General features: G+C 69.7%; 26 protein-coding genes and 1 pseudogene. 8 read left to right on the forward strand and 19 right to left on the reverse strand.

Annotation, left to right across the window (positions count from 1 at the left end; translation table 11 throughout):
- Positions 1-12: 12 nt before the first annotated feature.
- From ACXYX3_RS16595 to ACXYX3_RS16620, 6 genes and pseudogenes are all read left to right on the forward strand, one after another.
- Positions 13-708, forward strand: coding sequence for a phosphoadenylyl-sulfate reductase (locus ACXYX3_RS16595; protein ID WP_458612116.1), 696 nt, complete (start codon positions 13-15; stop codon positions 706-708).
- Positions 687-1424 (forward strand): sirohydrochlorin chelatase, encoded by a 738-nt coding sequence (locus ACXYX3_RS16600; protein WP_458608262.1) that lies wholly within the window; start codon positions 687-689, stop codon positions 1422-1424. Before ACXYX3_RS16595 ends, ACXYX3_RS16600 begins: the two co-directional genes overlap by 22 nt.
- A 92-nt stretch (positions 1425-1516) precedes the next feature.
- Positions 1517-2898, forward strand: a pseudogene (locus tag ACXYX3_RS16605) (hemolysin family protein).
- On the forward strand, positions 2891-3895 hold the full coding sequence (locus ACXYX3_RS16610) for a hemolysin family protein (protein ID WP_458608263.1): 1005 nt from the start codon (positions 2891-2893) through the stop codon (positions 3893-3895). Before ACXYX3_RS16605 ends, ACXYX3_RS16610 begins: the two are co-directional and overlap by 8 nt.
- A gap of 92 nt (positions 3896-3987) precedes the next feature.
- Positions 3988-5376 carry an MBL fold metallo-hydrolase gene (locus ACXYX3_RS16615; RefSeq protein WP_458608264.1) on the forward strand — a complete coding sequence of 463 codons (1389 nt, stop codon included), beginning with the start codon at positions 3988-3990 and terminating at the stop codon, positions 5374-5376.
- 92 nt (positions 5377-5468) lie between these two features.
- Entirely contained in the window at positions 5469-5744 is a 276-nt protein-coding gene (locus ACXYX3_RS16620; protein ID WP_241206221.1) for a metal-sensitive transcriptional regulator, read from the forward strand.
- Here ACXYX3_RS16620 and ACXYX3_RS16625 read toward each other — a convergent pair whose 3' ends face one another.
- The 6 genes from ACXYX3_RS16625 to ACXYX3_RS16650 form a co-directional block, all read right to left on the reverse strand.
- Positions 5745-6797, reverse strand: a complete 1053-nt coding sequence (locus ACXYX3_RS16625) for a sulfate/molybdate ABC transporter ATP-binding protein (protein ID WP_241206220.1) — start codon at positions 6795-6797, stop codon at positions 5745-5747.
- Between the two features lie 31 nt (positions 6798-6828).
- Entirely contained in the window at positions 6829-7641 is an 813-nt protein-coding gene (gene cysW / locus ACXYX3_RS16630; RefSeq protein WP_458608265.1) for a sulfate ABC transporter permease subunit CysW, read from the reverse strand.
- Positions 7638-8486 carry a sulfate ABC transporter permease subunit CysT gene (cysT, locus tag ACXYX3_RS16635; protein WP_458608266.1) on the reverse strand — a complete coding sequence of 283 codons (849 nt, stop codon included), beginning with the start codon at positions 8484-8486 and terminating at the stop codon, positions 7638-7640. The genes cysW and cysT overlap by 4 nt, the downstream gene beginning before the upstream one ends.
- Positions 8483-9508, reverse strand: coding sequence for a sulfate ABC transporter substrate-binding protein (locus tag ACXYX3_RS16640; RefSeq protein ID WP_458608267.1), 1026 nt, complete (start codon positions 9506-9508; stop codon positions 8483-8485). Before ACXYX3_RS16640 ends, cysT begins: the two co-directional genes overlap by 4 nt.
- 128 nt (positions 9509-9636) lie before the next feature.
- Entirely contained in the window at positions 9637-9729 is a 93-nt protein-coding gene (locus ACXYX3_RS16645; RefSeq protein ID WP_374238392.1) for an Ms4533A family Cys-rich leader peptide, read from the reverse strand.
- Between the two features lie 120 nt (positions 9730-9849).
- Positions 9850-10077: a hypothetical protein gene (locus tag ACXYX3_RS16650; protein WP_458608268.1), complete on the reverse strand. Its 228-nt coding sequence runs from the start codon at positions 10075-10077 to the stop codon at positions 9850-9852.
- Between the two features lie 77 nt (positions 10078-10154).
- Between ACXYX3_RS16650 and ACXYX3_RS16655 the strand changes: the two genes are divergently transcribed.
- Entirely contained in the window at positions 10155-12161 is a 2007-nt protein-coding gene (locus tag ACXYX3_RS16655) for a glycoside hydrolase family 15 protein (protein ID WP_241206214.1), read from the forward strand.
- Between the two features lie 19 nt (positions 12162-12180).
- Here the strand turns inward: ACXYX3_RS16655 and ACXYX3_RS16660 are convergent, their stop codons facing one another.
- The 4 genes from ACXYX3_RS16660 to lepA all read right to left on the reverse strand — a co-directional run bounded on the left by ACXYX3_RS16660 (position 12181) and on the right by lepA (position 16290).
- Entirely contained in the window at positions 12181-12888 is a 708-nt protein-coding gene (locus ACXYX3_RS16660) for a sensor domain-containing protein (RefSeq protein WP_458608269.1), read from the reverse strand.
- Between the two features lie 18 nt (positions 12889-12906).
- Positions 12907-13632 carry a sensor domain-containing protein gene (locus tag ACXYX3_RS16665; RefSeq protein ID WP_458608270.1) on the reverse strand — a complete coding sequence of 242 codons (726 nt, stop codon included), beginning with the start codon at positions 13630-13632 and terminating at the stop codon, positions 12907-12909.
- A 123-nt stretch (positions 13633-13755) separates the two neighbouring features.
- Positions 13756-14394 carry a sensor domain-containing protein gene (locus tag ACXYX3_RS16670; RefSeq protein ID WP_458608271.1) on the reverse strand — a complete coding sequence of 213 codons (639 nt, stop codon included), beginning with the start codon at positions 14392-14394 and terminating at the stop codon, positions 13756-13758.
- A 9-nt stretch (positions 14395-14403) separates the two neighbouring features.
- The gene (gene lepA / locus ACXYX3_RS16675; RefSeq protein ID WP_458612117.1) at positions 14404-16290 is read right to left on the reverse strand and encodes a translation elongation factor 4; all 1887 of its coding nucleotides are present in this window, start codon (positions 16288-16290) and stop codon (positions 14404-14406) included.
- A gap of 69 nt (positions 16291-16359) precedes the next feature.
- Here lepA and ACXYX3_RS16680 point away from each other — a divergent pair, with 69 nt between their 5' ends.
- The gene (locus ACXYX3_RS16680) at positions 16360-16971 is read left to right on the forward strand and encodes a type II toxin-antitoxin system PemK/MazF family toxin (RefSeq protein ID WP_241206211.1); all 612 of its coding nucleotides are present in this window, start codon (positions 16360-16362) and stop codon (positions 16969-16971) included.
- Between the two features lie 18 nt (positions 16972-16989).
- On the opposite strand, the gene ACXYX3_RS16685 is transcribed toward ACXYX3_RS16680, so the two are convergent.
- The 9 genes from ACXYX3_RS16685 to ACXYX3_RS16725 all read right to left on the reverse strand — a co-directional run bounded on the left by ACXYX3_RS16685 (position 16990) and on the right by ACXYX3_RS16725 (position 25475).
- A complete protein-coding gene (locus ACXYX3_RS16685) occupies positions 16990-18354 on the reverse strand; it encodes an NADH-quinone oxidoreductase subunit N (protein WP_458608272.1) in 1365 nt (454 codons plus the stop codon).
- Between the two features lie 3 nt (positions 18355-18357).
- Positions 18358-19848, reverse strand: a complete 1491-nt coding sequence (locus ACXYX3_RS16690; RefSeq protein WP_458612118.1) for a complex I subunit 4 family protein — start codon at positions 19846-19848, stop codon at positions 18358-18360.
- A 7-nt stretch (positions 19849-19855) separates the two neighbouring features.
- Positions 19856-21646 carry a proton-conducting transporter transmembrane domain-containing protein gene (locus tag ACXYX3_RS16695; RefSeq protein ID WP_458608273.1) on the reverse strand — a complete coding sequence of 597 codons (1791 nt, stop codon included), beginning with the start codon at positions 21644-21646 and terminating at the stop codon, positions 19856-19858.
- 4 nt (positions 21647-21650) lie between these two features.
- A complete protein-coding gene (locus ACXYX3_RS16700; RefSeq protein ID WP_458608274.1) occupies positions 21651-21953 on the reverse strand; it encodes an NADH-quinone oxidoreductase subunit NuoK in 303 nt (100 codons plus the stop codon).
- A complete protein-coding gene (locus ACXYX3_RS16705; RefSeq protein WP_458612119.1) occupies positions 21950-22513 on the reverse strand; it encodes an NADH-quinone oxidoreductase subunit J in 564 nt (187 codons plus the stop codon). The genes ACXYX3_RS16700 and ACXYX3_RS16705 overlap by 4 nt, the downstream gene beginning before the upstream one ends.
- A 20-nt stretch (positions 22514-22533) precedes the next feature.
- Positions 22534-23436, reverse strand: coding sequence for an NADH-quinone oxidoreductase subunit H (locus ACXYX3_RS16710; protein ID WP_458608275.1), 903 nt, complete (start codon positions 23434-23436; stop codon positions 22534-22536).
- Positions 23433-24467 carry a hypothetical protein gene (locus tag ACXYX3_RS16715; RefSeq protein ID WP_458608276.1) on the reverse strand — a complete coding sequence of 345 codons (1035 nt, stop codon included), beginning with the start codon at positions 24465-24467 and terminating at the stop codon, positions 23433-23435. Before ACXYX3_RS16715 ends, ACXYX3_RS16710 begins: the two co-directional genes overlap by 4 nt.
- The gene (locus tag ACXYX3_RS16720; RefSeq protein ID WP_458608277.1) at positions 24458-24802 is read right to left on the reverse strand and encodes an NADH-quinone oxidoreductase subunit A; all 345 of its coding nucleotides are present in this window, start codon (positions 24800-24802) and stop codon (positions 24458-24460) included. The genes ACXYX3_RS16715 and ACXYX3_RS16720 overlap by 10 nt, the downstream gene beginning before the upstream one ends.
- A gap of 67 nt (positions 24803-24869) precedes the next feature.
- Entirely contained in the window at positions 24870-25475 is a 606-nt protein-coding gene (locus ACXYX3_RS16725) for a GNAT family N-acetyltransferase (protein WP_458608278.1), read from the reverse strand.
- Positions 25476-25482 lie beyond the last annotated feature (7 nt).

Raw genomic sequence — 25482 nt, forward strand, 5'->3', positions numbered from 1 at the left:
GTGACCGACGTGATGACCGAGACGGACTTGCAGCAGTTGGCCGAGCGCGGCGCGGCGGAGTTGGGGCCGCACGCATCTGCTGTCGACCTGCTGCGATGGACCGACGAGAACTTCGCGGGCAACTACATCGTGGCGTCGAACATGCAGGACGCGGTCCTGGTGGATCTGGCCGCCGCGGTGCGGCCGGGGGTCGACGTGTTGTTCCTCGACACCGGCTACCACTTCGTCGAGACGATCGGTACCCGCGACGCGGTCGAGGCGGTCTACGACGTGAACGTCGTCAACGTGCGGCCGGAGAAGACCGTCGCCGAACAGGACGCGCTGTTCGGCAAGAACCTGTTCGAGCGCAGCGCCAACGAGTGCTGCCGGATGCGCAAGGTCGAGCCGCTGTCCAAGGCGTTGGCCGGCTACTCCGCGTGGGTCACCGGTATCCGCCGGGTCGAGGCGCCGACGCGCGCCAACGCCCCGCTGATCAGCTGGGACAAGGCGTTCGGGCTGGTGAAGATCAACCCGTTGGCGGCGTGGACCGACGACGAGATGCAGCACTACATCGACACCCACGGCATCCTGGTGAACCCGCTGGTCGACGAGGGTTATCCGTCCATCGGCTGCGCACCGTGCACGGCCAAGCCGATCGCCGGCGCCGATCCCCGTAGCGGCCGGTGGGCGGGGCAGTCCAAGACGGAGTGCGGGCTGCACGCGTCGTGACTCCCTCGCCGGACTCGCTGGTGCTGACGGCGCACGGCAGTGCCGATCCTCGCTCGGCCGCGACAGTGCGTGCGATCGCGGAGTGCGTTCGCCGGGTGCGACCCGGGGTCGACGTCCGGGTGGCGTTCTGCGAGCAGACCGCCCCGAACCTCGTCGACGTGTTGCGTGAGGTGCCGCGCGGCCGCGCCGTCGTCGTTCCGCTGCTGCTCGCCGACGCCTACCATGCGCGCGTCGACATTCCGGCGATGATCGCCGAGTCCGGCTCGGGCGCCCGCCTGGGCGCCGTGCTGGGCGAGGACGAACGCCTGATCGCGGTGCTGCGGCAACGGCTCGAGCAGGCAGGGTTGTCGCGCCTGGATCCGGATGTCGGCGTGATCGTCACCGCGGTCGGCTCCTCACATCCCCAGGCCAATGTCCGTACCGCGGCAGTCGCGCGCGAGGTGGTGCTCACCACCCGGTGGGCGGCCACGACGGCGTTCGCCACCGGTCCGTCGCCGTCTCCGGCCGAGGCGGTCGCCCACCTTCGACAGCGCGGGGTGACGCGGCTGGTCTTCGCGCCCTGGTTCCTCGCGCCGGGCCGCATCACCGACCGGGTCGCGGCGTTCGCGCGGCGGGAAGGCATCCCGATGTCGGCCCCGCTGGGGGCCCACCGCCAGGTCGCGGAGACGGTGCTGGATCGCTTCGACGCGGCCCGCTCTGCCCACGCGGCGGCCTGACCAGCGAATATCCCGGACTTCGGTACGCTCGGTGCCACCTGACGGCTCACGAGCAAGGACTCGATGCACCCTCATAGACCCGAGGCGGTCACATGCTGACCGCCGTTGCTGCAATTCTGCTGGGCCTTGTCGTGGTTTTCGCGATCACCGTGGCGACGGGATACTTCGTCGCTCAGGAGTTCGCCTACATGGCGGTCGACCGGTCGCGCCTGAAGGCCCGCGCCGACGCCGGTGACCGCGCCGCCGAACGCGCGCTGACGGTGACCCGACGGACGTCGTTCATGCTCTCGGGCGCCCAGCTGGGCATCACCGTCACCGGACTGCTCGTCGGATACGCCGCCGAACCGCTGATCGGCAGGGGTCTGGAGACCCTGCTGGGCGGTTCGGGGCTTCCGATGGCGATCGCCGTCGCGATCGGCGGCGCGGCCGCGATCGGTGTCTCGACGGTGATCCAGATGCTGTTCGGCGAGCTGTTCCCCAAGAACCTCGCGCTCGCCCGGCCCGAGCAGCTCGCCCGCCGGCTGGCCTGGTCCACCACCGCATATCTGACGGTGTTCGGCTGGCTGATCTGGCTGTTCGATCAGTCGTCGAACCTGCTGTTGCGCGCGCTGCGCATCGAACCGGTGCACGATGTCGAGCACTCCGCCACCCCCCGCGACGTGGCGCACATCGTCGCGACATCGCGTGCGGCGGGCGAGATTCCGGCCGGGCTGTCCACACTGTTGGACCGGATCCTCGACTTCCCCACCTCCACGGCCCGGCACGCGATGGTCCCGCGGGCCCGCGTCGACACGGTGCTCGACACCGAGCCGGTGGCAGATGTGCTGTCCCGCATGGGGTCCGCCCACACCCGCTATCCGGCCGTCGCGGCCGGACACGACGACGTCGTCGGCGTCATCCACCTGCACGACCTCCTGTCGGCGGACCCACCCTCGGGCACCGCGGCGGATCACTGTCGACGGGCCGTGGTCGTACCCGAGACGCTGCCGTTGCCGAACGTCGTTCGCGTGCTTGCGGATTCACGGAGGAGATGGCGATCGTCATCGATGAGTTCGGCGGCTTCGCCGGGATCGTGACGATGGAGGATCTGGCCGAGGAACTGGTCGGCGACATCGACGACGAGCACGACGGGGCGGACCGCGAAGAGCCGGTCACCGAGCTCGCCGATGGCTGGGTGATGACCGGCGACCTCCCGGTGGACGAGGCCGAGCGCCTGCTGGGCGTGACACTGCCCACCGGCGACTACGAGACGGTCGCGGGCATGGTGATCGCACACGCCGACGGTTTGCCTGCTGTCGGCGATCGGGTGTCGGTGCCCCTGCCCGCCGAACCGTCCGATTTCCTGAGCACCCAACCACCCGGCGAACGGGCGCTCGTCGCCGAGATCCGCGCCGTCCAGCGGCGCGTCCCGGCGCACGTGCACCTGAGCGTGGCCGTCACTGACGCGAGACCACGGGCGGAGCACGATGTCTGATCTCTGGTCGATCTCTGCGATCACTGCGGCGCTGATCGCGTTGAGCGCCTTCTTCGTCGCCGTTGAGTTCTCGTTGATCGCCGCACGGCGCAGCCGACTCGTCGACGCGGCCGCCGACAGTCGCGGCGCCCGGGCTGCGCTGCGCAGTGCATCCGAGCTGTCGGTGGTGCTGGCAGGAGCGCAGCTCGGCATCACCGCCTGCACCCTGCTACTCGGAGCGATCACCAAACCGGCTGTGCACTATGCCCTTTCGCCGTGGCTGCAGACCGTCGGCGCGCCACCCTGGCTCGCCGAAGTCGGCGGGTTCGTGCTGGCTCTGGCGATCGTGACGTTCCTGCACCTGGTGATCGGCGAGATGGCGCCCAAGTCCTGGGCGATCGCCCATCCGGAGCGGTCAGCCGCTCTGCTCGCAGCACCGATGCGCGGCTTCATGTTCCTCACCCGTCCCCTGCTGCACGCGTTGAACCAGGCGGCGAACTGGTGCCTGCGCCGCGTCGGCGTCGCCCCGGTGGACGAACTGGCCGACAGCCAGGACCCCGAGACGCTGCGCCAGCTGGTGGAGCACTCCGCGACCACGGGCACCCTCGACGCCGACTACCACGCGAACCTGTCCAGCGCACTCGAGCTGGACGGCTTGCGGGTCGGCGAGCTGGCACGTCCGGCCGCGCCGACCGGCTGGGTCACCCCCGACGCCGATACCGGCCAGATCCGTTCCGCCGCACGAGAGTCCGGTCACCTGCGACTCCTGGTGGGCGACAGGGAAAGCGGCACCGTGCTCGGCGTCGTGCACGTCCGCGACGCCCTGGCCTCCACCGCGTGCGCTCGCGAGCTGATGCGTCCCGCGGTGACGCTGGCTGCGGACATGCCGATCTACGACGCCCTGCAGCTGATGCAGAGCACGCGCACGCACCTGGCGGTGGTGCCGACGGCGGGCGGGGTCGCGGTGCTGACCCTGACCGATGTCATGCACCGGCTGCTGGCCATCGACGCGGCGTAGCTCACACCGCCCACTCCTTGACCCTATACCCATAGGGGTATAGCTTCGTGGTAGCGGAATAGATACCCCACTGGGTATGAAGGAGACGAACGATGAAGTTCATCCAGTACTACCTCGACTGCCTGTCGCACGCCTCGTACCTGATCGGTGATGAGACGTCCGGCCGCGCCGCGGTCGTCGACCCACAGCGTGACGTGTCGGAATACCTCGCCGACGCACGCGAGCTGGGCATGCACATCGACCTGGTGATCGAGACCCACTTCCACGCCGACTTCCTGTCCGGCCATCTGGAGCTCGCCGATGCGACCGGGGCCACGATCGTGTACTCCTCGGTCGCCGCGCCCGAATTCGACGTCATGGGCGTCGAGGACGGGCAGCGCTACGCCCTCGATCCCGCCGGCGGAGCCACGTTGGAATTCCGGCACACCCCCGGGCACACGCCCGAGTCGATGAGCGTGGTCGTCTACGAACGCGCCGCTGACACGGTTCCCTACGGCGTGCTGACCGGCGACACCCTGTTCATCGGCGACGTCGGCCGGCCCGACCTGCTCGCGTCGGTCGGCTACTCCCGCGAGGAGCTCGCCACGATGCTGTACGACTCGTTGCACGACAAGCTGATGACCCTTCCCGACGCGACCCGCGTCTACCCCGCCCACGGCGCCGGGTCGGCGTGCGGCAAGAACCTCTCCACGGAGCTGTGGTCGACGATCGGCGAGCAGAAGCGGTGGAATTACGCGTTGACCGCCCCGGACCGGGAGACGTTCATCGCCCTGGTCACCGAGGGCCAGCCGCCCGCGCCCGGATACTTCGCCTATGACGCGACGTTGAACCGCAAGGACCGCGCGCTGCTCGACGAGGATCGGATGCCCCCCGCCCTGACCTACGACGAGATGGCCGACCGGCTGGCCGACGGCGCGGTCCTGGTCGACGGCCGCAGTCCGGTCGAGTTCGCCCAGGGCCATTTCCGCCAGGCGATCAACATCGGACTCGAGGGCCGCTACGCCGAATTCGCGGGTTCGGTCGTGACGCCGGACAACGACATCGTGCTGATCACCGAACCCGGTCACGAGCTCGAAGGGAAGAACAGGTTGGCCCGCATCGGGTTCGACCGTGTGATCGGCCATCTCGAGAACCCCGAACAGGCGATGCTCGCGCATCCAGACCAGGTGCAGATGGCATCGCGGTTGTCCGCCAAGGACTTCGGTCAGCGAGCGGCTTCCATCACCGATCTGCAGGTCGTCGACGTCCGCAATCCCGGCGAGGTGCAGGCAGGCAGCATCCCCGGCGCGGTCAACATCCCCGTCGGCCAATTGCCCGGCCGGCTCGCGGAATTGGATCCGGCAGCCCCCACCGTCGTCTACTGCGCCGGCGGCTACCGTTCGTCCGTGGCGGCAAGTGTACTGCGCCGCAAAGGGTTCGCCGACGTCAGCGACATCCTGGGCGGATTCGGCGCCTGGTCCGAGATCACCCAGAACGCCTGAGCCGAGCCGGGATTGTTCTGCCCGCCTCGCCTGTTATACCCCCACGGGTAGGATCGCGGACACCCTCGAACCTCGTGCGGAAAGGACCCGTCATGGTCGGTGACGAAGAAGCCATTGGCGCTGTCTTGAACAGACTCCGCCGAGCCCAAGGACAGCTCGCCGGTGTGATCTCGATGATCGAGCAGGGCCGGGAGTGCAAGGACGTGGTGACTCAGCTCGCCGCGGTGTCGCGAGCTCTCGACCGGGCCGGGTTCAAGATCGTCGCGACGGGTCTGCGGGAGTGCGTCACCGAAGGCAAGGCCTCCGACGGCGGCACCCGCGAGATGAGTGTCGACGAGCTGGAGAAGCTGTTCCTGGCCCTGGCCTGATCACCGGAGCTGCGCGGGCTCACCGTCGGTCACGTCGGCCGCGGTCCGCACGTCCTCGGGCAGCCGCGGCACCCTCGTGGCGCGCACGTAGACGGTGTCGCCGGGCCGCAGCGCCAACGCCTCGGCGTCGCCGCGGGTGATCTGCGCGGTGAACGGCGTGCGCGTGGCGGCGCTGGTGAGTTCCACCCGTACCTCGAAGCCGAGCATCACGATGCGGTCGATGGTCGCCTTGGTGACGCCGGCGGACTGCACCGAGTCATCGCCGTTGGCGATCGCCATGTCCGGGTTGCGGCCCACACGGATGTCGTGCGGGCGCACCAGCGCCCCGTTCAGCGTGGAGACCGCACCGAGGAAACCCATCACGAACGCATTGGCCGGCCGGTCGTAGACATCGGTGGGTGAGCCGACCTGCTCGATACGACCCTTGTTGAGCACGGCGATGCGGTCGGCGACGTCGAGCGCCTCCTGCTGATCGTGGGTCACCAGCACGGTGGTCACGTGCACCTCGTCGTGCAGGCGGCGCAGCCATGCGCGCAGATCCTCGCGCACCTTGGCGTCGAGCGCGCCGAAGGGTTCGTCGAGCAACAGCACGTGCGGATCGACGGCCAGCGCACGCGCCAGCGCCATCCGCTGACGCTGCCCCCCGGAGAGCTGATTGGGATAGCGGGTCTGGAACCCGGCGAGCCCCACCACCTCGAGCAGGTTGTCGACCTTGCTCGCGATCTCCGCCTTGGGCCGTTTGCGGATCTTGAGTCCGAAGGCGACGTTCTCCCGCACCGTCAGATGCTTGAACGCGGCGTAGTGCTGGAAGACGAACCCGATGCCGCGCTTCTGCGGCGGCACGTCGGTGACGTCACGGCCGTGGATCGTGATCGTGCCGGAGTCCGGTTCGTCGAGGCCGGCGATGGCGCGCAGCAGCGTCGACTTGCCCGATCCGCTGGGGCCGAGCAGTGCGGTCAGCGATCCGGCAGGCACGACGAAGTCGACGTTGTCGAGCGCGGCGAAATCGCCGTAGCGCTTGTTCGCACCGGAGACGGTGATCGCGTTGCTCATGAGGACATGGCTCCCAGATGGTGGACGGAACTCATTGTGCGGCCTTGGTTCGGCGGGCGTCGAGCAGCACCTGGGCGACCAGAACCAGGACGGCGACGCTCATCAACAGCGTGGCGATCGTGTAGGCACCGTACTCGGTACCGCGGTTGTAGCGGTCGGCGACCAGCAGCGTCAGGGTCTGCGACTGGCCCGGCAGGTTGGACGACACCATGATGACCGCACCGAACTCACCCAGGGTGCGCGCGACCGTCAGCACGATGCCGTACGTCAGACCCCAGCGGATCGACGGGAGCGTGATGCGCCAGAACGTCTGCCACCACGTGGCGCCCAACGTCGCTGACGCCTCCTCCTGATCGGTGCCGAGCTCGTGCAACACGGGCTCGACTTCCCGGATGACGAACGGGACCGTGACGAAGACGCTGGCCAACACGATGCCCGGGAAGCTGAAGATGATCTTGAGCCCGAAGTCGTTCTCGACGAAACCGAACAGCCCCGCCGATCCCCAGAGCAGGATCAGCGCGACACCGACGACCACCGGGGACACCGCGAACGGCAGATCGATGACGGCCTGCAGGACGCTCTTCCCGCGAAAACGATTGCGCGCCAACACCAACGCCGTCGGAACCCCGAACAGCACATTGAGTGTCACGACGATCGCGACCACCAGCAGGGACAGCTGTAGCGCCGAGATCGCCGCCGGGGTGCCGACGGAGGCGAAGAACGCCCCGAGCCCCGGCGAGAAGGTGCGCCACAGGATCAGCCCGACCGGCACCAGGACGAGGATGCCGACATAGGCGATGGCGACCCACCGCAGCAGGAGTTTGACGGCCGGGGACAGGATCATTCTGCGAGCTCGTCCCGCTTGGCGGCCCGGGCGCCGAGCGCCCGCAACACGAACAGCACGACGAACGAGACCGCCAGCAGCACGATCGAGATCGCCGCGGCACCGACCTTGTCGTCGTTCTCGATGAGCGTGCGGACCCACTGCGAGGACACTTCGGTCTCGCCGGGTATCGCGCCACCGATGAGCACCACGGACCCGAACTCGCCGATCGCCCGCGAGAACGCAAGGCCCGCACCGGACAGCAGCGAGGGCAGCAGCGCGGGCACGATCACCTTCGTGAAGATCAGGTAATTGTTGGCGCCCAGCGACGCGGCCGCCTCCTCCACCTCGCGGTCGAGTTCGAGCAGCACCGGCTGCACGGACCGCACCACGAACGGGAGCGTGACGAACAGCAGCGCTACCCCGATACCCCACTGCGTCTGCTGCAGGTGCAGTCCGACGGGGCTGTTGGGGCCGTAGAGCGCGAGCATGACCAGGCTGGCCACGATCGTGGGCAGCGCGAACGGCAGGTCGATCACCGCGTCGACCAGGCGCTTGCCCACGAAATCGTCGCGGGTGAGCACCCATGCGACGATCAGCCCGAACAGTGCGTTGATCAGCGTCACCCCCACCGAGGTCACGAGCGTCACCCGGAAAGACTCGATGGCCGCGTTCGAGGTGATGGCAAGCCAGAAGGCACGCCATCCCCCCGTCGCGGACTGCCAGACGATCGCCGCGAGCGGGAGCAGCACGATGACCGACAACCACAGTGTCGCGGCGCCGACGCGCAGCGACGTACTGCCGTGGCGGTTTCGCCCGCGCCGGGGCGCAGGCGGTGCTGGAGGCGCTGCGGCGATCGCGGTCATCCCGTGGCCTGCTTGTAGATCTTGGTGATCGAGCCGTTGTCCTTGTCGAACAGCGCCGGGTCGACGTCGGACCAGCCGCCCAGATCGGCGATCGTCCACAGCTTCTGCGGCGTCGGGAAATCGGAGGCGAACTGGGCTGCCACCGCCGGGTCGACCGGGCGGAAGCCGGCCTCGGCCCACAGCTTCTGCCCCTCCGGGGTGTACAGGAAGTTCTTCAGGGCGTTGGCCTGCTGCTGATGGGTGCTTGTCGTCGTGACCGCCACCGGGTTCTCGATCTTGAACGTCTGCGGCGGGTTGACGTGCTCGACGGGCTTACCCTGCCGCTCGACGTTGATCGCCTCGTTCTCATAGGAGATCAGGACGTCGCCGGAGCCCTGCAGGAACACGTCGGTGGCTTCGCGACCCGACCCCGGCCGTGTCTTGACGTGCTCGGTGACCAGCTTGTTGACGAAATCGAGTCCGGCTTGGGCTTTCTTGCCACCGTCGCTCTTGGCCGCATACGGCGCGAGCAGGTTCCACTTGGCCGAGCCAGAGCTCAGCGGGCTGGGCGTGACGACCTCCAGACCGGGCTGCAGCAGATCGTCCCAGTCCCGGATGTTCTTGGGATTGCCCTTGCGGACCACCAGCGACACGACCGAGCCGAACGGGATGCCCTTTGTGGCGCCGGCATTCCAGTCCTTGGCCACCTTGTCCGCCTTGACCAGGCGGGTGACGTCGGGCTCGACCGAGAAGTTCACGAGGTCGGCGGACTTGCCGTCGACCACCGCGCGGGACTGGTCGCCGGAGGCGCCGTAGGACGTCGTCACCGCCACGCCCTTGCCCTCCGGGGTGGCCGCGAACGCCGGGATGATCTTGGACCACCCGGGTTCCGGTACGGCATAGGCCACCAGAGTCAGGGTCGTGTCGGCATCCGACGCGCCGTCGCCGCCCGCGACATCGCTCGAGCCACCGCCGCATGCCGCGACGAGCGAGGTGGTCAGGGCCAGCGCGGCGACTGCGCGCCATCGGTTGGGGAGTTTCATGAGCGACCTTTCCGGGTTTCGACGAACGTGAGGCGGAGTCCGGTCACGCGGGAAGGTGGGAGGCAAACCGTGCACGATCGGCACGAAACATGGTTGCCGAACACCTGACCGCCGAACGGGGTGAGGAGTCAGCAACAACAACAAACGTCAGCCACGGCGGAGAAACCGACGGCGATGAGGGCCACGATGTGACCCCCGATGACGCCGCCCGCCGTCTGCATGGCGGGAAGAATAACACCAGCGTGTGTCAGTCGGTGATCAGCGGGTGAGCAGCCACATCAGGATCACCAGCACGATGAGCGCGATCAGCGCCAGCGTCACCCGCGACCGCGGCATTCCACTCACCGACCCTCCACCCGGCCTTCCTCGACGTCGCTCGTCGGTTCCTCCTGCGTGCGGCGCAGGTGGGCCCGCAGTCTGGTGCCGCCGTCGACGACGGCATCGAGCACGACCGCCGCCCCGTAGGCCAGCGCCAACACCACCGGCATCACCACCACGGTCTGCAGGACGAACGGCAACCCGGTCAGCCAGAGCTCCACTCCATCCCACCAGCCGAGGAATCCGCCCACCCGGCCAGACTAGGCGCACCGGTTCGGGTGGCGGCTTTGAGTAGACGACAGGCCGCCGCGCAGTCGATGATGGGCGAATGTCCCAGCCCAGCGAGGTCGTGTCAGGCGCCGTGAGCGCCAACGGAGAATCCTCGGCGTTCGCCCTGGCCACTGCCCCGTCGTACGCCAGCGCCGGTCCGCTGCGCAATCCGTTCCCGCCGATCGCCGACTACGCCTTCCTGTCGGACTGCGAGAACACCTGCCTGATCTCCTCGGCCGGGTCGGTGGAATGGCTGTGTGTGCCGCGCCCGGACTCACCCAGCGTGTTCGGCGCGATCCTCGACCGCGGCGCCGGCCACTTCCGGTTGGGTCCGTACGGTGTCTCGGTTCCGGCCGCGCGCCGCTACCTGCCGGGCAGCCTGATCCTGGAGACCACCTGGCAGACGCACACCGGCTGGCTGATCGTGCGCGACGCACTGGTGATGGGGCCCTGGCACGACCTCGAACGGCGTTCGCGAACCCACCGCCGCACCCCGATGGACTGGGACGCCGAGCACATCCTGTTGCGTACGGTGCGCTGTGTCAGCGGGACCGTCGAGCTGGTGATGAACTGCGAGCCGTCCTTCGACTACCACCGCACCAGCGCCAGCTGGGAGTACTCCGCGCAGGCCTACGGGGAGGCGATCGCCCGGGCGACGAAGAACCCCGACTCCCATCCGACGCTGCGGCTGACGACGAACCTGCGGATCGGGTTGGAGGGGCGCGAGGCGCGGGCCCGGACCCGACTCAAGGAGGGCGACAACGTCTTCGTCGCCCTCAGCTGGTCGGGCCACCCAGCGCCGCAGACCTTCGACGAGGCCGCCGACAAGATGTGGCAGACCAGCGAGTGTTGGCGGCAGTGGATCAACGTCGGCGACTTCCCCGACCACCCGTGGCGGTCCTATCTGCAGCGCAGCGCGCTCACGCTGAAGGGGCTGACCTACTCCCCCACCGGCGCACTGCTCGCTGCGCCCACCACCTCCCTGCCGGAAACGCCTCAGGGCGAACGCAATTGGGATTACCGCTATGCGTGGGTGCGCGACTCGACCTTCGCACTCTGGGGTCTCTACACGCTGGGCCTTGACCGCGAAGCCGACGACTTCTTCGCGTTCATCGCCGACGTGTCGGGCGCCAACAACGGGCAACGGCACCCGCTGCAAGTGATGTACGGGGTGGGCGGAGAGCGAAGCCTGGTCGAGGAGGAGCTCAACCACCTCTCCGGCTACGACAACGCGCGCCCGGTGCGCATCGGCAACGGCGCCTACGACCAGATGCAGCACGACATCTGGGGCACGATGCTCGATTCGGTGTACCTGCACACCAAATCGCGCGAGCAGATCCCCGAAACTCTGTGGCCTGTACTCAAGGAACAGGTCGAAGAGGCGATCAAGCACTGGCGCGAACCCGACCGCGGCATCTGGGAGGTCCGCGGCGAACCGCAGCACTTCACCTCCAGCAAGATCATGTGCTGGGTGGCCCTGGACCGCGGGTCGAAACTCGCTGAGCTGGAAGGCGAGAAGTCCTACGCCCAGCAGTGGCGGGCCATCGCCGAAGAGATCAAAGACGACATCCTCGCCCACGGCGTCGACTCCCGCGGTGTGCTGACCCAGCGCTATGGCGACGACGCGCTGGACGCCTCGCTGCTGCTGGCGGTGCTGACCCGGTTCCTGCCGCCCGACGATCCGCGGATCCGGGCCACCGTGCTGGCGATCGCCGAGGAGCTCACCGAGGACGGCCTGGTGTTGCGCTACCGAGTCGAGGAGACCGACGACGGACTGGCCGGCGAAGAGGGCACGTTCACGATCTGCTCGTTCTGGTTGGTCTCGGCGCTGGTGGAGATCGGTGAGATCCACCAGGCGCGGCACCTGTGCGAACGGCTGCTGTCGTTCGCCAGCCCGCTGCACCTCTACGCCGAGGAGATCGAGCCGCGCACCGGCCGCCACCTCGGCAACTTCCCGCAGGCGTTCACCCACCTGGCGCTCATCAACGCGGTGGTGCACGTGATCCGCGCCGAGGAGGAGGCTGACAGCTCGGGCGTGTTCCAGCCGGCCAACGGGCCTGTGTGACAGAGGTTTTCGGAAAGACTCACGAACCCGCTTCGGCGACCATCGCTGCCGCGAGCTCTGCCGCCTCGCCGTCGATGCGGTAGGCGCAGGCCCACGCCTCGACCGTGGCGTTGGACACGACCGACAGTGCGTGCTGACACTGCCAGCCCGCTGCGTTCTCCTGCTCGGCCGTCTGGGTGAGCAGAGGCGCGCCGCCGTCGGTCACGTCGACGCCGATGGCACCCAGCGCCCAGCTGTAGTCACCGTCGTTGGTGCCGATGGACCGGTTCGCGCAGCCCTCCCATGTCTGCGACGACGAGTCGAAGAACGACTGCGCCTGCTGCGCCGAGGGATACAGCACGGCGGTCAGTTCGACCCAGTGCTGGTTGTCGTCGTCCGGTTCGCGGGCCACGCGATCACGCACCGCCGTCCAGCCCGTGTCGGCGTAGACAGGTTCCTCTGCGGCATAGACCGCGCCGAGGCAGTCGATGTCGGACACGCTGCCGGAGTGGTCGGTCATCTCGTCGACGTCACCGGCGACCTGCATCCGGGTGCCGCCCATGATCGCGTTGATCTCACCGATGCTGAGCACGAGCCGGTCCAGCCCCGCGTCGTCGAGCAGGGGCACGTCGCCGCCTGCGCCTCCGGCACGGACCGCGGCACCCTCCACGGTGCTGACACACCCGGCGAGCACGGTCGAGGCGGCGAGCAGGAGGCCGCTCGCCCACCGCATCCGCGCAGATGTCACCGCGCCATTCTCGCACCGTCAGCGGTGCGCGGTGATCTTGTTCGCGATCAGTTCGGCCACGCCGACAGCGGGTTGCTCCTGGCCACCGGGACGTGGGTCGGTGACCTCGACCTCGACGATGCAGTCACCGGCCAGGGCGACCGCCCGCTGGGCCGTCGGCGATGCGGTACCCGCCGCCGTGTGCAGCACCCGAGCCGAGACGACCCGACTGTCGAACGACACGTCGGCGATGCGGCTGAGCTCACCGGCGCCGGCCTGCTCGCGAGCGACCGTGGCGCCGTTGCACCGTCGCCACCGTTGACTGGTTGCGGCGAAGTACATCTGCGCGGCCGCCGGGTCGCTCATCTGCACCACGCCGAAGAACGCGGTGACCGGCGGCCCGTCGAAGGTGCCGCCCGCCCAGGAGTTGGTCGCCACCGAACGCACGGGGCTGCCGTCGTAGGCGGCCTGCTGCAATCGGTATGCGGCACCGAGGCAGTCCGCCGGTGACGCCTCACCCGCGCCGACGCTGCGCAGCAGCATGTCCGGCCCGCCCTCGACGAGCCGGCCGGCGAAACCGGCGGGTGGGGTGCCCAGTTGCGCCGCCAGCTCCGGTGTCGTCGGGAGGAACTCTCCCAGCGGGACGGCCCGGATCGGTTGCGCCGCCTCGGCGATACGCACGACGGGTCGGTCGTCCACAGGAGCGGCTGCACAGCCGGCGAGGACGACGCACGCACCGGCGAGCGCCGCGAGTTTGGTGGCCACACCCTTCGATAGCACGCCCCGGTGGGCCGCGCACCCCGATCGAGCTCCGCTTCCCCCGCGACCGCGCGTGTCTGCGGGCAACACGCCGTGCGAACGCGGGAGTGTGCGCACGGTCGCCGGCTATCAGGACCTGTCGGCGTCGACGACGATCTTCGTGACGACCTCGAAGGCCTTGTTCATCACATCCGGTCCGCACACCATCGCTTCGATGACCTTCGTGGCCGCCACCCCCATCGCGTGCTGACACTCCTCCCCCACGCGATCCGAGCGCGTTGCGCGCTGGGAGGGGATTCCGTCGGCGACCTCCACCGGCTCGAGCCGCCAAGTGGCCGGCGCGCTGCCGCCGGACGTCACCGGATACCCGGCGCACACGTTCCACGACAGCTTGGAGGTGCCGAGGATGCCTTGCGCCTCCTCGGCCGAGCGGACGACCACGACACTCTGGTCCACCGAGGCGGCAGACGACTCCGACGACCGGGTCAGCACCGCGGTCGGGCCGGCGTGTTGGTAGACGTTGCGATCGGCGATGCCGACGGTGTGCACACATCCCGGCGGCCGGGCGCCCTTCGCGAGCTCGTCGGTGAACTCCTTGCCGTCCGGTTCACTGTGGAAACCGCTGGCGTGCAACAGTTCATCGAGCTGGACATCGTCGAGCAGCACCGATTCCAACCCGCCCGACGGGGCGGGTACGGCGGTGCCCCCGACGCCTCCGCCACACCCGGTCGCGAGAACCGCCAGCGTGACGACCAGCCGGCGTCGCATCCCGACGACCTACTTCTTCGCCTTGTCGGCGGAGGCCTCGGTGGACAGTGCCGCGACGAACGCCTCCTGCGGAACGTCGACCCGCCCGATGGTCTTCATCCGCTTCTTGCCTTCCTTCTGCTTCTCCAGCAGCTTGCGCTTGCGGGTGATGTCACCGCCGTAGCACTTGGAGAGCACGTCCTTGCGGATGGCCCGGATGTTCTCGCGCGCAATGATTTTCGAACCGATCGCGGCCTGTACCGGAACCTCGAACTGCTGCCGCGGGATCAGCTCTTTGAGCTTGGTGGTCATCTTGTTGCCGTACGCGCTCGCCCCGTCCTTGTGGACGATGGCCGAGAACGCGTCGACGGCTTCGCCCTGCAGCAGGATGTCGACCTTGACCAACGCCGCCTCCTGCTCGCCGGCCTCTTCGTAGTCCAGGCTCGCGTATCCGCGGGTGCGCGACTTCAGCGAGTCGAAGAAGTCGAAGATGATCTCGCCGAGCGGCATCGTGTACCGCAGCTCCACGCGCTCGGGCGACAGGTAGTCCATCCCGCCCAGCTCGCCGCGCCGCGACTGACAGAGCTCCATGATCGTGCCGATGAACTCGCTCGGGGCGATGATCGTGGTCTTCACGATCGGCTCGTGCACCTCGCGGACCTTGCCCTCGGGCCAGTCCGAGGGATTGGTGACGACCATCTCCGTGCCGTCGTCCTTGACCACGCGGTACACGACGTTGGGCGAGGTGGAAATCAGGTCGAGGTTGAATTCCCGCTCCAGCCGCTCTCGGGTGATCTCCATGTGCAGCAGCCCGAGGAAGCCGCACCGGAACCCGAAGCCGAGCGCCACCGACGTCTCCGGCTCGTAGGTCAGCGCCGCGTCGTTGAGCTGAAGCTTGTCGAGCGCCTCCCGAAGCACCGGGTAGTCCGATCCGTCGACCGGGTAGAGGCCCGAATAGACCATCGGCTTGGGCTCGCGGTAACCGGTCAGCGCCTCCTTGGCGCCGTGCCGGGCCGTCGTCACGGTGTCCCCGACCTTGGACTGACGGACGTCTTTCACACCGGTGATGAGGTAACCCACCTCGCCGACGCCCAGACCGTCGGAGGCCTTGGGTTCAGGCGAGACGATGCCGACCTCGAGCAGTTCGTGGGTGGCGCCCGTCGACATCATCGCGATGCGCTCGCGCGGGGTGATCTTGCCGTCGACGACACGTACGTAGGTCACGACGCCCCGATAGATGTCATAGACGGAGTCGAAGATCATCGCCCGGGCCGGCGCGTCGGCATCGCCGGTGGGGGCCGGGACCTGTCGCACGACCTCGTCGAGCAACGCGGCGACGCCTTCGCCCGTCTTGCCGGACACGCGCAGCACGTCGGAGGGTTCGCAGCCGATGATGTGGGCGAGTTCGCCGGCGTAGCGGTCCGGATCGGCGGCGGGCAGGTCGATCTTGTTCAGCACGGGGATGATCGTCAGATCCCGGTCCAGCGCCAGGTACAGGTTGGCCAGCGTCTGCGCCTCGATGCCCTGGGCGGCGTCGACCAGCAGCACGGCGCCTTCGCAGGCCTCCAGGGCGCGAGACACCTCGTAGGTGAAGTCGACGTGGCCGGGCGTGTCGATCAGGTGCAGGACGTGCTCCTGGTCACCGACACGCCATGGCAGCCGCACGTTCTGCGCCTTGATCGTGATGCCGCGTTCCCGCTCGATGTCCATCCGGTCGAGGTACTGCGCACGCATGTCGCGGTCGGAGACCACGCCGGTGAGCTGCAGCATCCGGTCGGCCAGCGTCGACTTGCCGTGGTCGATGTGGGCGATGATGCAGAAGTTCCGAATCTGCGCCGGCGCGGTGAAGGTCTTGTCGGCGAAACTGCTAATGGAATTTCTCCTGGTGAGCGCGATACGGGTACCGGAAACGGCCAGTCCAGAGTAACGAGCACCCGCCCGCGCGACACAATCGAGCGCCGCGGCGAGCGCCTACAGTGGGGTGTTATGGCGTCATCGTCCTCGCCCTTCAAGACTTTCCAGAGGCTGGTGTTCTCCGAAGCTCCCAAGCTGGTGCGGCACATCCAGCGGTCGGATTCGCTACAGCGTGGGATCCAACAGGGCATCCAGTACGGGCTTGCGCAGGGCTTGCGGCTGGGCATGGAGGTCATCGCCGGCACCCAGACTCAGCCGGTCCCGGCGCTCCCCGCGGGCCGCCCGGTCTCGAACACCTTCGTCCCGACCGCGCATCGCGCCCGCCGAGTCGTCTACGCCCCCGACCTGGACGGCCGTGCCGATCCGGGCGAGATCGTGTGGACCTGGGTGGTCTACGAGGACGACCCGACCCGCGGCAAGGACCGTCCGGTGCTGGTGGTGGGCCGGGACCGCGACACTCTGCTCGGCCTGATGCTGTCCAGCCAGGATCACCACCGCGGCGATCCGAACTGGGTCGGCATCGGGTCCGGGTCCTGGGACTACGAGGGCCGGGCCAGCTGGGTGCGGTTGGACCGGGTGGTCGATGTGCCCGAGGAGGGCATCCGGCGCGAGGGCGCGATCCTGGACCGCACGACGTTCGAGGCGGTGGCCACCCGACTGCGCGCCGAGTACAGCTGGTCCTAGGCCTGCGCTGGGCCTGCGTCACCCCGAGAGCGCGGGCCACGCCAGGCCGGCGGCCACGCCCAGGGCCAGGCTCAGTCCGGCGGCCACCACCGCCGCACCCGCCGACCAGCGTCCGGCTGGGAACGCTCCGCCGGTTCGCTGCACCGCAGGGACGATCCAGCGCAGGTAGTAGAACAGGCTGATCAGCGTGTTGACGAACACGACCACCGCCAGCCATGCCGCCCCTGCCTGCCACGCCGCGGCCGTGGTGGTCAGCTTGCCGACGAACACCGCCGTCGGCGGGGTGCCGACGAGCCCGAGCAGCGCCACGATCAACGCGAGCGCGAGCCAGGGCCGCGCGCGCAGCAATCCCCGGTAGGACGCGAGTTCGCGGGCCTGCGGCAACGCGGTCGACACCGCGAACGCCGCACTGTTGGTCAGCGTGTAGGCGGCCAGGTAGAAGAGCAGTGCGGGCTCGGCCAGCGCGGCGCGCCCGGCGACCGCGACCGGTACCAGCAGGTAGCCGACCTGGCTGACGGTCGACCAACCCAGCAGCCGCCGCGGATCGGTTTGCCACATCGCGGCGAGATTGCCCAGCGTCATGCTCGCCACCGCCAGGACCGCGATCAGCAGCGGCCAGGCGACGGTGCCCGGCAGGATGTGAACCAGCCGGTAGATCGCGACGACCGCCCCCACCTTCGGCACGGTGGTGAGGAACAGCGCGGCGGTGCCGGTCGAGCCCTGGGCGGCGTCGGGCACCCAGAAGTGGCCGGGCACGGCACCGGCCTTGAACAGCAACCCGCCCAACACGCCGACCGCGCCGGCGGCGACGAGACCGACGGGCGCGCCCGCCAGGCGGTCTGCCACCTCCGGATACAGCGTGGTGCCTGCGGCGCCGTAGAGCAGCGTGACACCGAGCAGCATCAGGATTCCGAACAGCGCGCCCAGCAGGTAGGCCTTCATCGCCGCCTCGGCGCTGCGCGCACTGCCCGCCAGGCCGATGAGCGCATACAGCGGGATGCTGGCCAGCAGGTAGCCGACGGCGAGCACCATCAGGTCGTGGGCGCCGGCCAGCACGAGCACCCCCGCGGTGGCGAACAGCAGCAACGCATACGTCTCGCTCTCGCGCGCCGAGCCGGCGAGTTCGTCACCCGCCACGACGAGCGCCAGCAGCGTGCCGAGCGCGGCGACGACGCGCACCACCCCGGTCGCGGTATCCGAGACGAACGTGCCGTCGAAGGCGCTGCCGCCGGGGCCGGCCCAGTGCACGGCGGCGACGGCCGCCGCAGCGATCAGCGCCGCCGCCGCCAGCGCTCGGCCCCATCGCTGGCGTTCCCTGCTCGAGAACGATCCGCTCAGCAGCACGAGCAGCCCCGCACCGAAGATCAGCAGTTCAGGCAGCACCGGTTACCGCCCGACCAGGGTGACGAGCGTGCTCGCGGCGGGCTCGATGATGTCGAGCAGCGCCCCGGGCAGCAGACCGATCACGACCGCCAGCCCCAACAGCGTTGCCGGCGGCCAGAATTCGACGCGCGCCAGGTCGGTGAAGCCATCCGAGAGGCCCGTGGCCGGGCCGGTGAACATCCGCTGGAGCGCCCGCAGGAACAGCGCGGCGGTGATCAGGATTCCGGGCAGGGCGACGGCGGTGACGGGCGCGGCCGCGATGCTGCCGGCGAAGATCTGGAATTCGGCGATGAAGCCGGAGAACCCGGGCAGCCCCAACGACGCGAACGCGCCCACCGCGAACAACGCCGCGAGCTTCGGGGCGGGACCGGCCAGGCCGCCGTAGTCGGCCATCCGGTAGCTGCCGGTACGGGCGTGGAACACCCCGGCCAGCAGGAACAGCGCACCGGTGATGAGCCCGTGACTGACCATCTGGGTGACCGCACCGGTGACGGCGATGTCGCGGGCGTCGGCGGTGCCGGTTGCCGCCACCCCCGCGGCGCCGACCGCGAGCACCACATAGCCCATGTGGTTGACCGAGGTGTAGGCGATCATCCGCTTGAGGTTCTCCTGGGCGAGCGCCACCAGCGCGCCGTACAGGACCGAGACGATGCCGACCGCGACGATCACCCATGCCCAGTCCCGCCACGCCTGCGGCAACATCGGCATCGCGATGCGCACGAAACCGTAGGTGCCCATCTTCAGCAGCACGCCGGCCAGCACCGCGGAGCCGATCGCGGGAGCATCGGTGTGCGCGGGCGGCAGCCAGGTGTGGAACGGGAACGCGGGGGTCTTGATCAGCAGCCCGATGAGCACCGCGGCCAGCACCAGCGCGCCGGCCGACGGACGGCCGTCCAGCGGCGCCGCGGCGGCCAACGCGAGCATGTCGAAGGTGTGCGGTTCGGCAGCGACGAAGAGGCCGATGAAGCCGGCCAGCAACGCCAGTGACCCGAGGAAGGTGTAGAGGAAGAACTTCAGCGCCGACCGGCCCGCATCGCCGTGGCCCCAGCCTGCGATCACGAAGTACATCGCGACGATGGACAGGTCGAAGAACACGAAGAACAGGATCAGATCCGCGGCGACGAAGAGCCCGAGGCTCACGGTCTGCAGGAACAGGAAGAGGGCGGCCTGTGTCCGGGGGCGGTCGGTGTCGCGCAGGCTGTGGACCGCGCACGCCAGGAAGATCACCGACGTGAGCGCGACCAGCGGCAGCGACAGGCCGTCGACACCGACGTGGTAGCTGCTGTCCACACCGGGAATCCACGCCACCTGTTCGTCGAAGGCCAGCGTGTTCGGCGGCGGGGTCTCGTAACGCAGCCACACCGCCGCGACCAGCGCCAGATCGACGGCGGCGGTTCCCACCCACAGCCATCGCACCGCGGCATCGCCGAGGCGCGGTACCGCGAGCAGCATCAGCGCTGCGGCCAGCGGCAGGAAGACGATCAGGCTGAGCACAGTCACCTCACGTGAGAAGGAGAAGGACGGCGACGACGACGAGGACGGCGGCGGCCATGTAGTACTGGTGCAGCTGCCCGGTCTGCGGGCGGCGCGCGAGCTGTCCCGACCGGCGGATCAGCGCTGCCGACGCCTCGACCGCGCCGTCGACGCCACGGTGGTCGGCGCGGTCGGCGCCCCGGGCCACGGTCACTGTTGCCGTCGCCGTCGTCTCGACGGCTCGGTCGAGCACCCGGTCGTCGAACCGGGCGAGCGCGTCGGCCAGCCGCAGCACCGGCCGCACGACGACCCGGTGGGCGGCCGCCTCGAGCCCGAGCCAGGAGCGCGCCCACCGCGGCTCGGGCACACCCCAGCGCAGCACCGCGAGCACCACGACGGCGGCGAGCACCGCCGATCCGACCAGCTCGGTCACGGGAGCGCTCTCGGCGATGCCCCAGGGCGGCACGGTGAGCACGCCGGCGGCCGCCGCGCCGAACGCCAGCACCACCAGCGAGATCTGTTCGCCGGCACCGGGCGTCGCGTCGACGGCGTCTCCGCCGGGGACGGGCCGCCAGACGACGAGCAGGATCTTGCCCGCGTAGGCCGCCGACAGCGCGGTGGCGAGCAGACCCGCCGCGTACCACCACACCGAACGGTCCAGGGCGGCCGCGAGCACCGCGTCCTTGGTCGCCCACAGCGACAGCGGCGCGACACCGGCCAGCGCCAGCGCCAACACCGTGGCGGCGACGCCGACCACCGGCCAGCGCCGCGCCGCCCCACCCAGATCGTCGAGCTTCTTGCTGCCCAGCAGGGCCAGCCACGCCCCGGCGGCGAGGAACAGACCGGCCTTGGTGAACGCGTGCGCGATCAGTTGGGCCGCCCCGCCACCGGTCGCGGCCAGCCCCGCAGCCATCACCACGAACCCCAGCTGCGCCGACGTCGACGCGGCCAGCAACTGCTTGAGATCGCGCTGCGCGATCGCGACCAGCCCGAGCGCGATCGCGGTGAGCGCACCGAGCCACACGGCGGCCGGCGCCGCCCACCCGGTGGCGGCCAGCAACGGCGACACGCGCAGCAGCAGATAGCCGCCCATGGCGACCATCGCCGCCGAGTGCAGCAGGGCACTCACCGGGCTGGGGCCCTCCATCGCCCGGGCCAGCCAGAACGAGAAGGGCAACTGCGCCGCTTTGCCGAGTGCAGCGACCAGCAGGCCCGCGGCGATCACGTGTCGCCATCCCGGCGACGCGTCGCGCAGGTCCTCGAGCGCCAGCCCGGCTCCCCCGGCCAGCGCGGCGCCCGCCGCGACGTAGAGCCCGAGATCGGCGCAGCGGGTGGTGAGGAATGCGGTCAGTCCCGCGGAGATTCGGTGGGCGTCCTGCCACCGGTAACCGATCAGGGCGTAGGACAGTGCACCCATGACCTCCCACGCCAACAGCAGCGTCGGCAGGGTGGTGGCGGTGGCGGTCAGCATCGCCGCGGCGGCGAACAGCAGCATGTACCCGTGGAACCGGGCGCCGGCCACCGCGCGGTCGCCGACCGCGAACAGCAGCACCAGCGCCGTGACCACCGCGACCGCGGGCACCAGCGCGGCCGACAACCCGTCGACGCCCATTCCGAACTGCGTGCCGGCCATGAACGCCACGCCGACCCGCGGCCGCGTCGCCGCGACCGCGACCGACAGGGCGACCACCAGCACCGACACGACGATCGACGCCACCGCCGCGCTGCGCCGGCGCGGCCGGCCCAGCACCAGCGCAGCACCGGCTGCCGCGGGCAGGCACACCAGCGCCCACAGCGACGACTCGGGGAGAAAGAGCACGGAACTACCCGGACAGATCCGTGGCCGTGTCGGTCATGTCCGCCTGGCGGCGACGGTGCAGCAGCGTCGCGACGGCGAACCCCATCGCCATCTCGACGGTCATCGCGGCGATGATCACCATCAGCAGCACCTGACCGGTCGGCGCCGGGGCCACGAACCACCAGATGCCCGCGGCGGCCAGGATCACCGCGTTGATCATCAGCTCCAAGCCCATCATGACCATGACCACGACTTGTTGGGACAACGCGCCGTAGAGGCCGACGCAGAACACCGCGGCGGCCACCAGCAGCAGGGTCTGCAGCGTCATCGCCCCACCCCGCCCGGTTGCGGATCCTGCGGCGGCCGCGTCCCGAGGTCATCGCCGAAGCGGTCGTAGCGGCCGCGATGGGCGGCCAGTACCACGCCGCCCACGATCGTGGCCACCATCACCGGGCTGATCACGATCATCACCAGCATCTTCGGGCCCATCAGCGCGTCGCCGAGCGCCGCGGTGACATCGGGGGGCGGCGCCTGGCGGCGGGACGGCCAGTCGACCGCCAGGATGCCGGCGGCCAGCAGCAAGAACACACCCGCCGAGATACCCAGCGACATCCGTTTGCCGTGCACCATGCTCATCGGCATCAGCGCCGGGTTCATCCCCATGAACATGACCATGTAGACGGCCATCACCGCCATCTCCATCACCATCATCAGGATGACGACGACGCCGACGTAGTTCTGCTGCAGCAGCAGCACCACGACGCCGACGGCGATGAAGGACGCGGCCAGCGCGTAGGTGGCTCTCGCCATCGAGTCGACGGTGAACACCGCGATGCCGGCGATGACGGCCACGCCCGCGCAGGCCCAGAACACGGTGTCGGTCAGCAAGCCGGTGACCATGATGGTGATCAGCTCCTCCAAACGGCGACGACGGCGACGACGAGGTCCTGAACCAGCGCCAGCGGCAGCAGCACCAGCCATCCCACTTCCATGAACTTGTCCGGCCGCAGCACCGGGAGCCGGCGGCGTAGCCAGACGAGCACCGTCAGCACCGCGACCGCCTTGACCGGCACCCACAGCCAGCCCGGCAGCACCGGCCCCGCGCCGCCCCCGAGAAACAGCGGTACCGCGACCGCGGCGCCGGCGGCCAGCAACGCGTACCGGCCGAGCTCGAACAACAGCCGGTCGACGCCGGACAGTTCGGCCGCGGCGCCACCGGCGATGTCCACCCCCACCGCCGCCGAAGCCGGTCCCCAGACTGCGAACCCGGCGACGCCGAGGCAGTACACGACGAAGGCGACCGGCATCCACACCACGAACCAGAGGTCCTGCTGGGCTGCCGCGACGGTGCCCAGGTGCAGGCTCTGCGCGGCGATCGCGGGCGCCACCAGGGCGAACATCAGCGGCAGTTCGTATCCGAGCGCCTGCGCGAGGAATCGGTACCCGCCGACCAGCGAAGGCGCGGAATTGGGTCCCCAGCCGGCGAGCCACACCAGCGCCCACACCGTCACGTCCATCGCGTTGAACCAGACGATCCCGACGTCGAGATCGAAGAGCACCCACTGCCCGAGGGGCACGACGGTGATCATCGACAGCGCGGCGACGAGCAGACCCGCGCCGCCGAGGCGCCACAGGGGCCGGTCGGCCTCGACCGTGACGCGCCGCCGCTGCCGCATCAGCCGCGCCGTCTCCAGCATCGGGGCGGCGACCCGCGCACCGTCGAGGGCCGCCGCGTAGTACGCGAGACCCCCGAGCGCCAGGGCGGCCACCGGCGCCCACGCCCCGGACACCACCGTCGACGGTGCGCTCATGTCGTCTCCGCCCGGTCGGGTGAATCTGCGTCGACACCCAGGCCGGCGATCACGAGGCGTACCGCAGCGACGTCGAGCCCCGTCACGATGCCGGGCAGGGCGTCGGCCGCCACCGTCGGGTCGACGACGAGCGGATCGGCGTCGGACGCGTTCGTCGTCATCTCCGCCGTGACCCGCAGGCGGGTGAGCAGCCGGTCCCAGGCGTCACCGGCCAGGAACGCGGGCAGGCGAGCGCCGGCGACGTGGTCGGCGCTCAACGGGGCGAGGCCGCGCAGGGACCACCGCAGCAGCCTCGACCGACGCACGTCGCGCTGCAGCCGATCGAGCAGGCCGGCGGCACGGCGGTCGTGCGGGTCGTCGAGCAGCAGGTCACGGCAGCGGCGCGCCGTCACCGCCCCGCGGCGCCACCCGGCCAGCGCGAACAGGTCGAGCAGATGATCGCACTGCCGAGCGGCGCCGAGAGTGTCTGCCCGGCAATGGTTTTCGCCGTCGAGCACGTCGACGTCGACGTCGGTCACCACATCGCCGCTCAGGACGCAGCGCAGCACCACACCCGCGGGCCAGTGCGGCAGCACCGGCCCCAGCGGCAGATGCAGCACATCCATCTCGAGGCCGTCGCGGTCGTCGGCGCCCTCGGCCAGGGGGATGCCCGACGGCGCCATGTCGCCGTCACCGGTGTCGGGTCGTGACGGCCGGTTCCGCGCGTCGGCGACCTGAGCGGCGTCATCGAGCAACCCCGCCGCGGCGCGATCCAGCGCGTCGTCGACCGAACCCGCGTCGGCGATGTCGATGCGCACCCGCGGGCCCGGAAGCTGATCCCAGACCCGGTCGATCACGGTCGCGAACCCGGGCCCCGGGGTTCCGCACACCGCGAGCACGTCGGCGTCGGCCGCAGACGTCGCCGTCGTCCACCCCCGACCGCGCACGCGGCGCTGCACCGCGACACGGGTGGACCAGTGGCCCGGGATCTCCACCGCCAGCACATGGGTTCGGCGGATCGCGAGCCGCGCCGGCGTCGCGCTCAGGACCATCGCAGCGCACCCTCACGCCACGCCCAGACGACCGCCACGAACAGAGCGCCCAGGAATGCGAACATCTCGACGATCGCGCCGACCCCCTTCTCGACCACCACCACCGCCCACGGGTACATGAACAACATCTCGACGTCGAAAGCGAGGAACACCAGCGTCGCGGCGTACCAACGCACGTGATACCGCGACAGCGCATGCTCCTCGGGACGCCAGCCAGACTGGAACGGCAGCGACACCAGCGGATCGGCGGCCACCGCGGTCACCCGGTGCAGCAGATAGGCGCCCGCCACCCCGATCAGGCACACGACGAGCATCCAGGCGATGCCGGTGTACACGTGCTCGGCTCCTCTCGGGCGTCCCGCGGCGTGTCCATAACTTCCCCCGGCGCCGCCGGTTAAACGGTCAGCGGGGCGCCCGCCACATCTGCCACATCGTCGGTCCGCCGCCCGGCACGACGAGTTCGCCCGTCACCTCGAAGCCGAACCGCAGGTAGTACGGCACGTTCGACTCCTTGGTGGACTCCAGGTACGCCGGCGCGCCCTCGGCGTCGCAGCGGTCCAGCCGCGAGCGCATCAGAGCGTTGCCGAATCCGGCGCCGCGCACGTCGGGGTCGCTGCCGATGACCGCGAGATACCAATGGGGCTCCTCGGGATGGTGGCGTTTCATCAGCTCCGAGACCTCCATGCCGCGCTTGGCCTCGCCGCGCATCGCCAGCAGGAAGGTCGGCATCATCGCCAGGTCCTCGCGGGTCGTGGTCTTCCACCGGCCCGGCGGATCCCAGAGGGCCGCAGCGCCGAGATCGCCCCTACGGTGGGCCAGCTCGACAGCGTCGCCGGCGAGAAAGTGATGCCGGGTCATCGCCGCGAAGATGCGGGGCAGCGCGGTGGCGCGACGCGCATCGTCGGGCACCATCCACTGCATCACCGGGTCGTCGAAGAACGCCCGCCCGAGCACCCGCGACAGAGCCTTGACATCCGACCGGCGAGCAGCTGAGACGTCGATGCTCATCGGAAAA

The sequence above is a fragment of the Mycobacterium sp. Panama NTM2 genome (assembly GCF_054355555.1).

Bases quoted from the DNA above. Each gene is read 5' to 3' on its own strand.
- ACXYX3_RS16725 (WP_458608278.1), bottom strand. From the start codon at position 25,475: ATGAGCATCGACGTCTCAGCTGCTCGCCGGTCGGATGTCAAGGCTCTG.
- ACXYX3_RS16625 (WP_241206220.1), bottom strand. From the start codon at position 6,797: ATGAGCAACGCGATCACCGTCTCCGGTGCGAACAAGCGCTACGGCGAT.
- ACXYX3_RS16710 (WP_458608275.1), bottom strand. From the start codon at position 23,436: ATGAGCGCACCGTCGACGGTGGTGTCCGGGGCGTGGGCGCCGGTGGCC.
- ACXYX3_RS16620 (WP_241206221.1), top strand. From the start codon at position 5,469: ATGGTCGGTGACGAAGAAGCCATTGGCGCTGTCTTGAACAGACTCCGC.
- ACXYX3_RS16640 (WP_458608267.1), bottom strand. From the start codon at position 9,508: ATGAAACTCCCCAACCGATGGCGCGCAGTCGCCGCGCTGGCCCTGACC.
- ACXYX3_RS16700 (WP_458608274.1), bottom strand. From the start codon at position 21,953: ATGACGCTGCAGACCCTGCTGCTGGTGGCCGCCGCGGTGTTCTGCGTC.
- ACXYX3_RS16680 (WP_241206211.1), top strand. From the start codon at position 16,360: ATGGCGTCATCGTCCTCGCCCTTCAAGACTTTCCAGAGGCTGGTGTTC.
- ACXYX3_RS16595 (WP_458612116.1), top strand. From the start codon at position 13: ATGACCGAGACGGACTTGCAGCAGTTGGCCGAGCGCGGCGCGGCGGAG.
- ACXYX3_RS16615 (WP_458608264.1), top strand. From the start codon at position 3,988: ATGAAGTTCATCCAGTACTACCTCGACTGCCTGTCGCACGCCTCGTAC.
- ACXYX3_RS16670 (WP_458608271.1), bottom strand. From the start codon at position 14,394: ATGCGACGCCGGCTGGTCGTCACGCTGGCGGTTCTCGCGACCGGGTGT.
- ACXYX3_RS16655 (WP_241206214.1), top strand. From the start codon at position 10,155: ATGTCCCAGCCCAGCGAGGTCGTGTCAGGCGCCGTGAGCGCCAACGGA.
- ACXYX3_RS16610 (WP_458608263.1), top strand. From the start codon at position 2,891: ATGTCTGATCTCTGGTCGATCTCTGCGATCACTGCGGCGCTGATCGCG.
- ACXYX3_RS16715 (WP_458608276.1), bottom strand. From the start codon at position 24,467: ATGGTCCTGAGCGCGACGCCGGCGCGGCTCGCGATCCGCCGAACCCAT.
- ACXYX3_RS16645 (WP_374238392.1), bottom strand. From the start codon at position 9,729: ATGCAGACGGCGGGCGGCGTCATCGGGGGTCACATCGTGGCCCTCATC.
- cysW (WP_458608265.1), bottom strand. From the start codon at position 7,641: ATGATCCTGTCCCCGGCCGTCAAACTCCTGCTGCGGTGGGTCGCCATC.
- cysT (WP_458608266.1), bottom strand. From the start codon at position 8,486: ATGACCGCGATCGCCGCAGCGCCTCCAGCACCGCCTGCGCCCCGGCGC.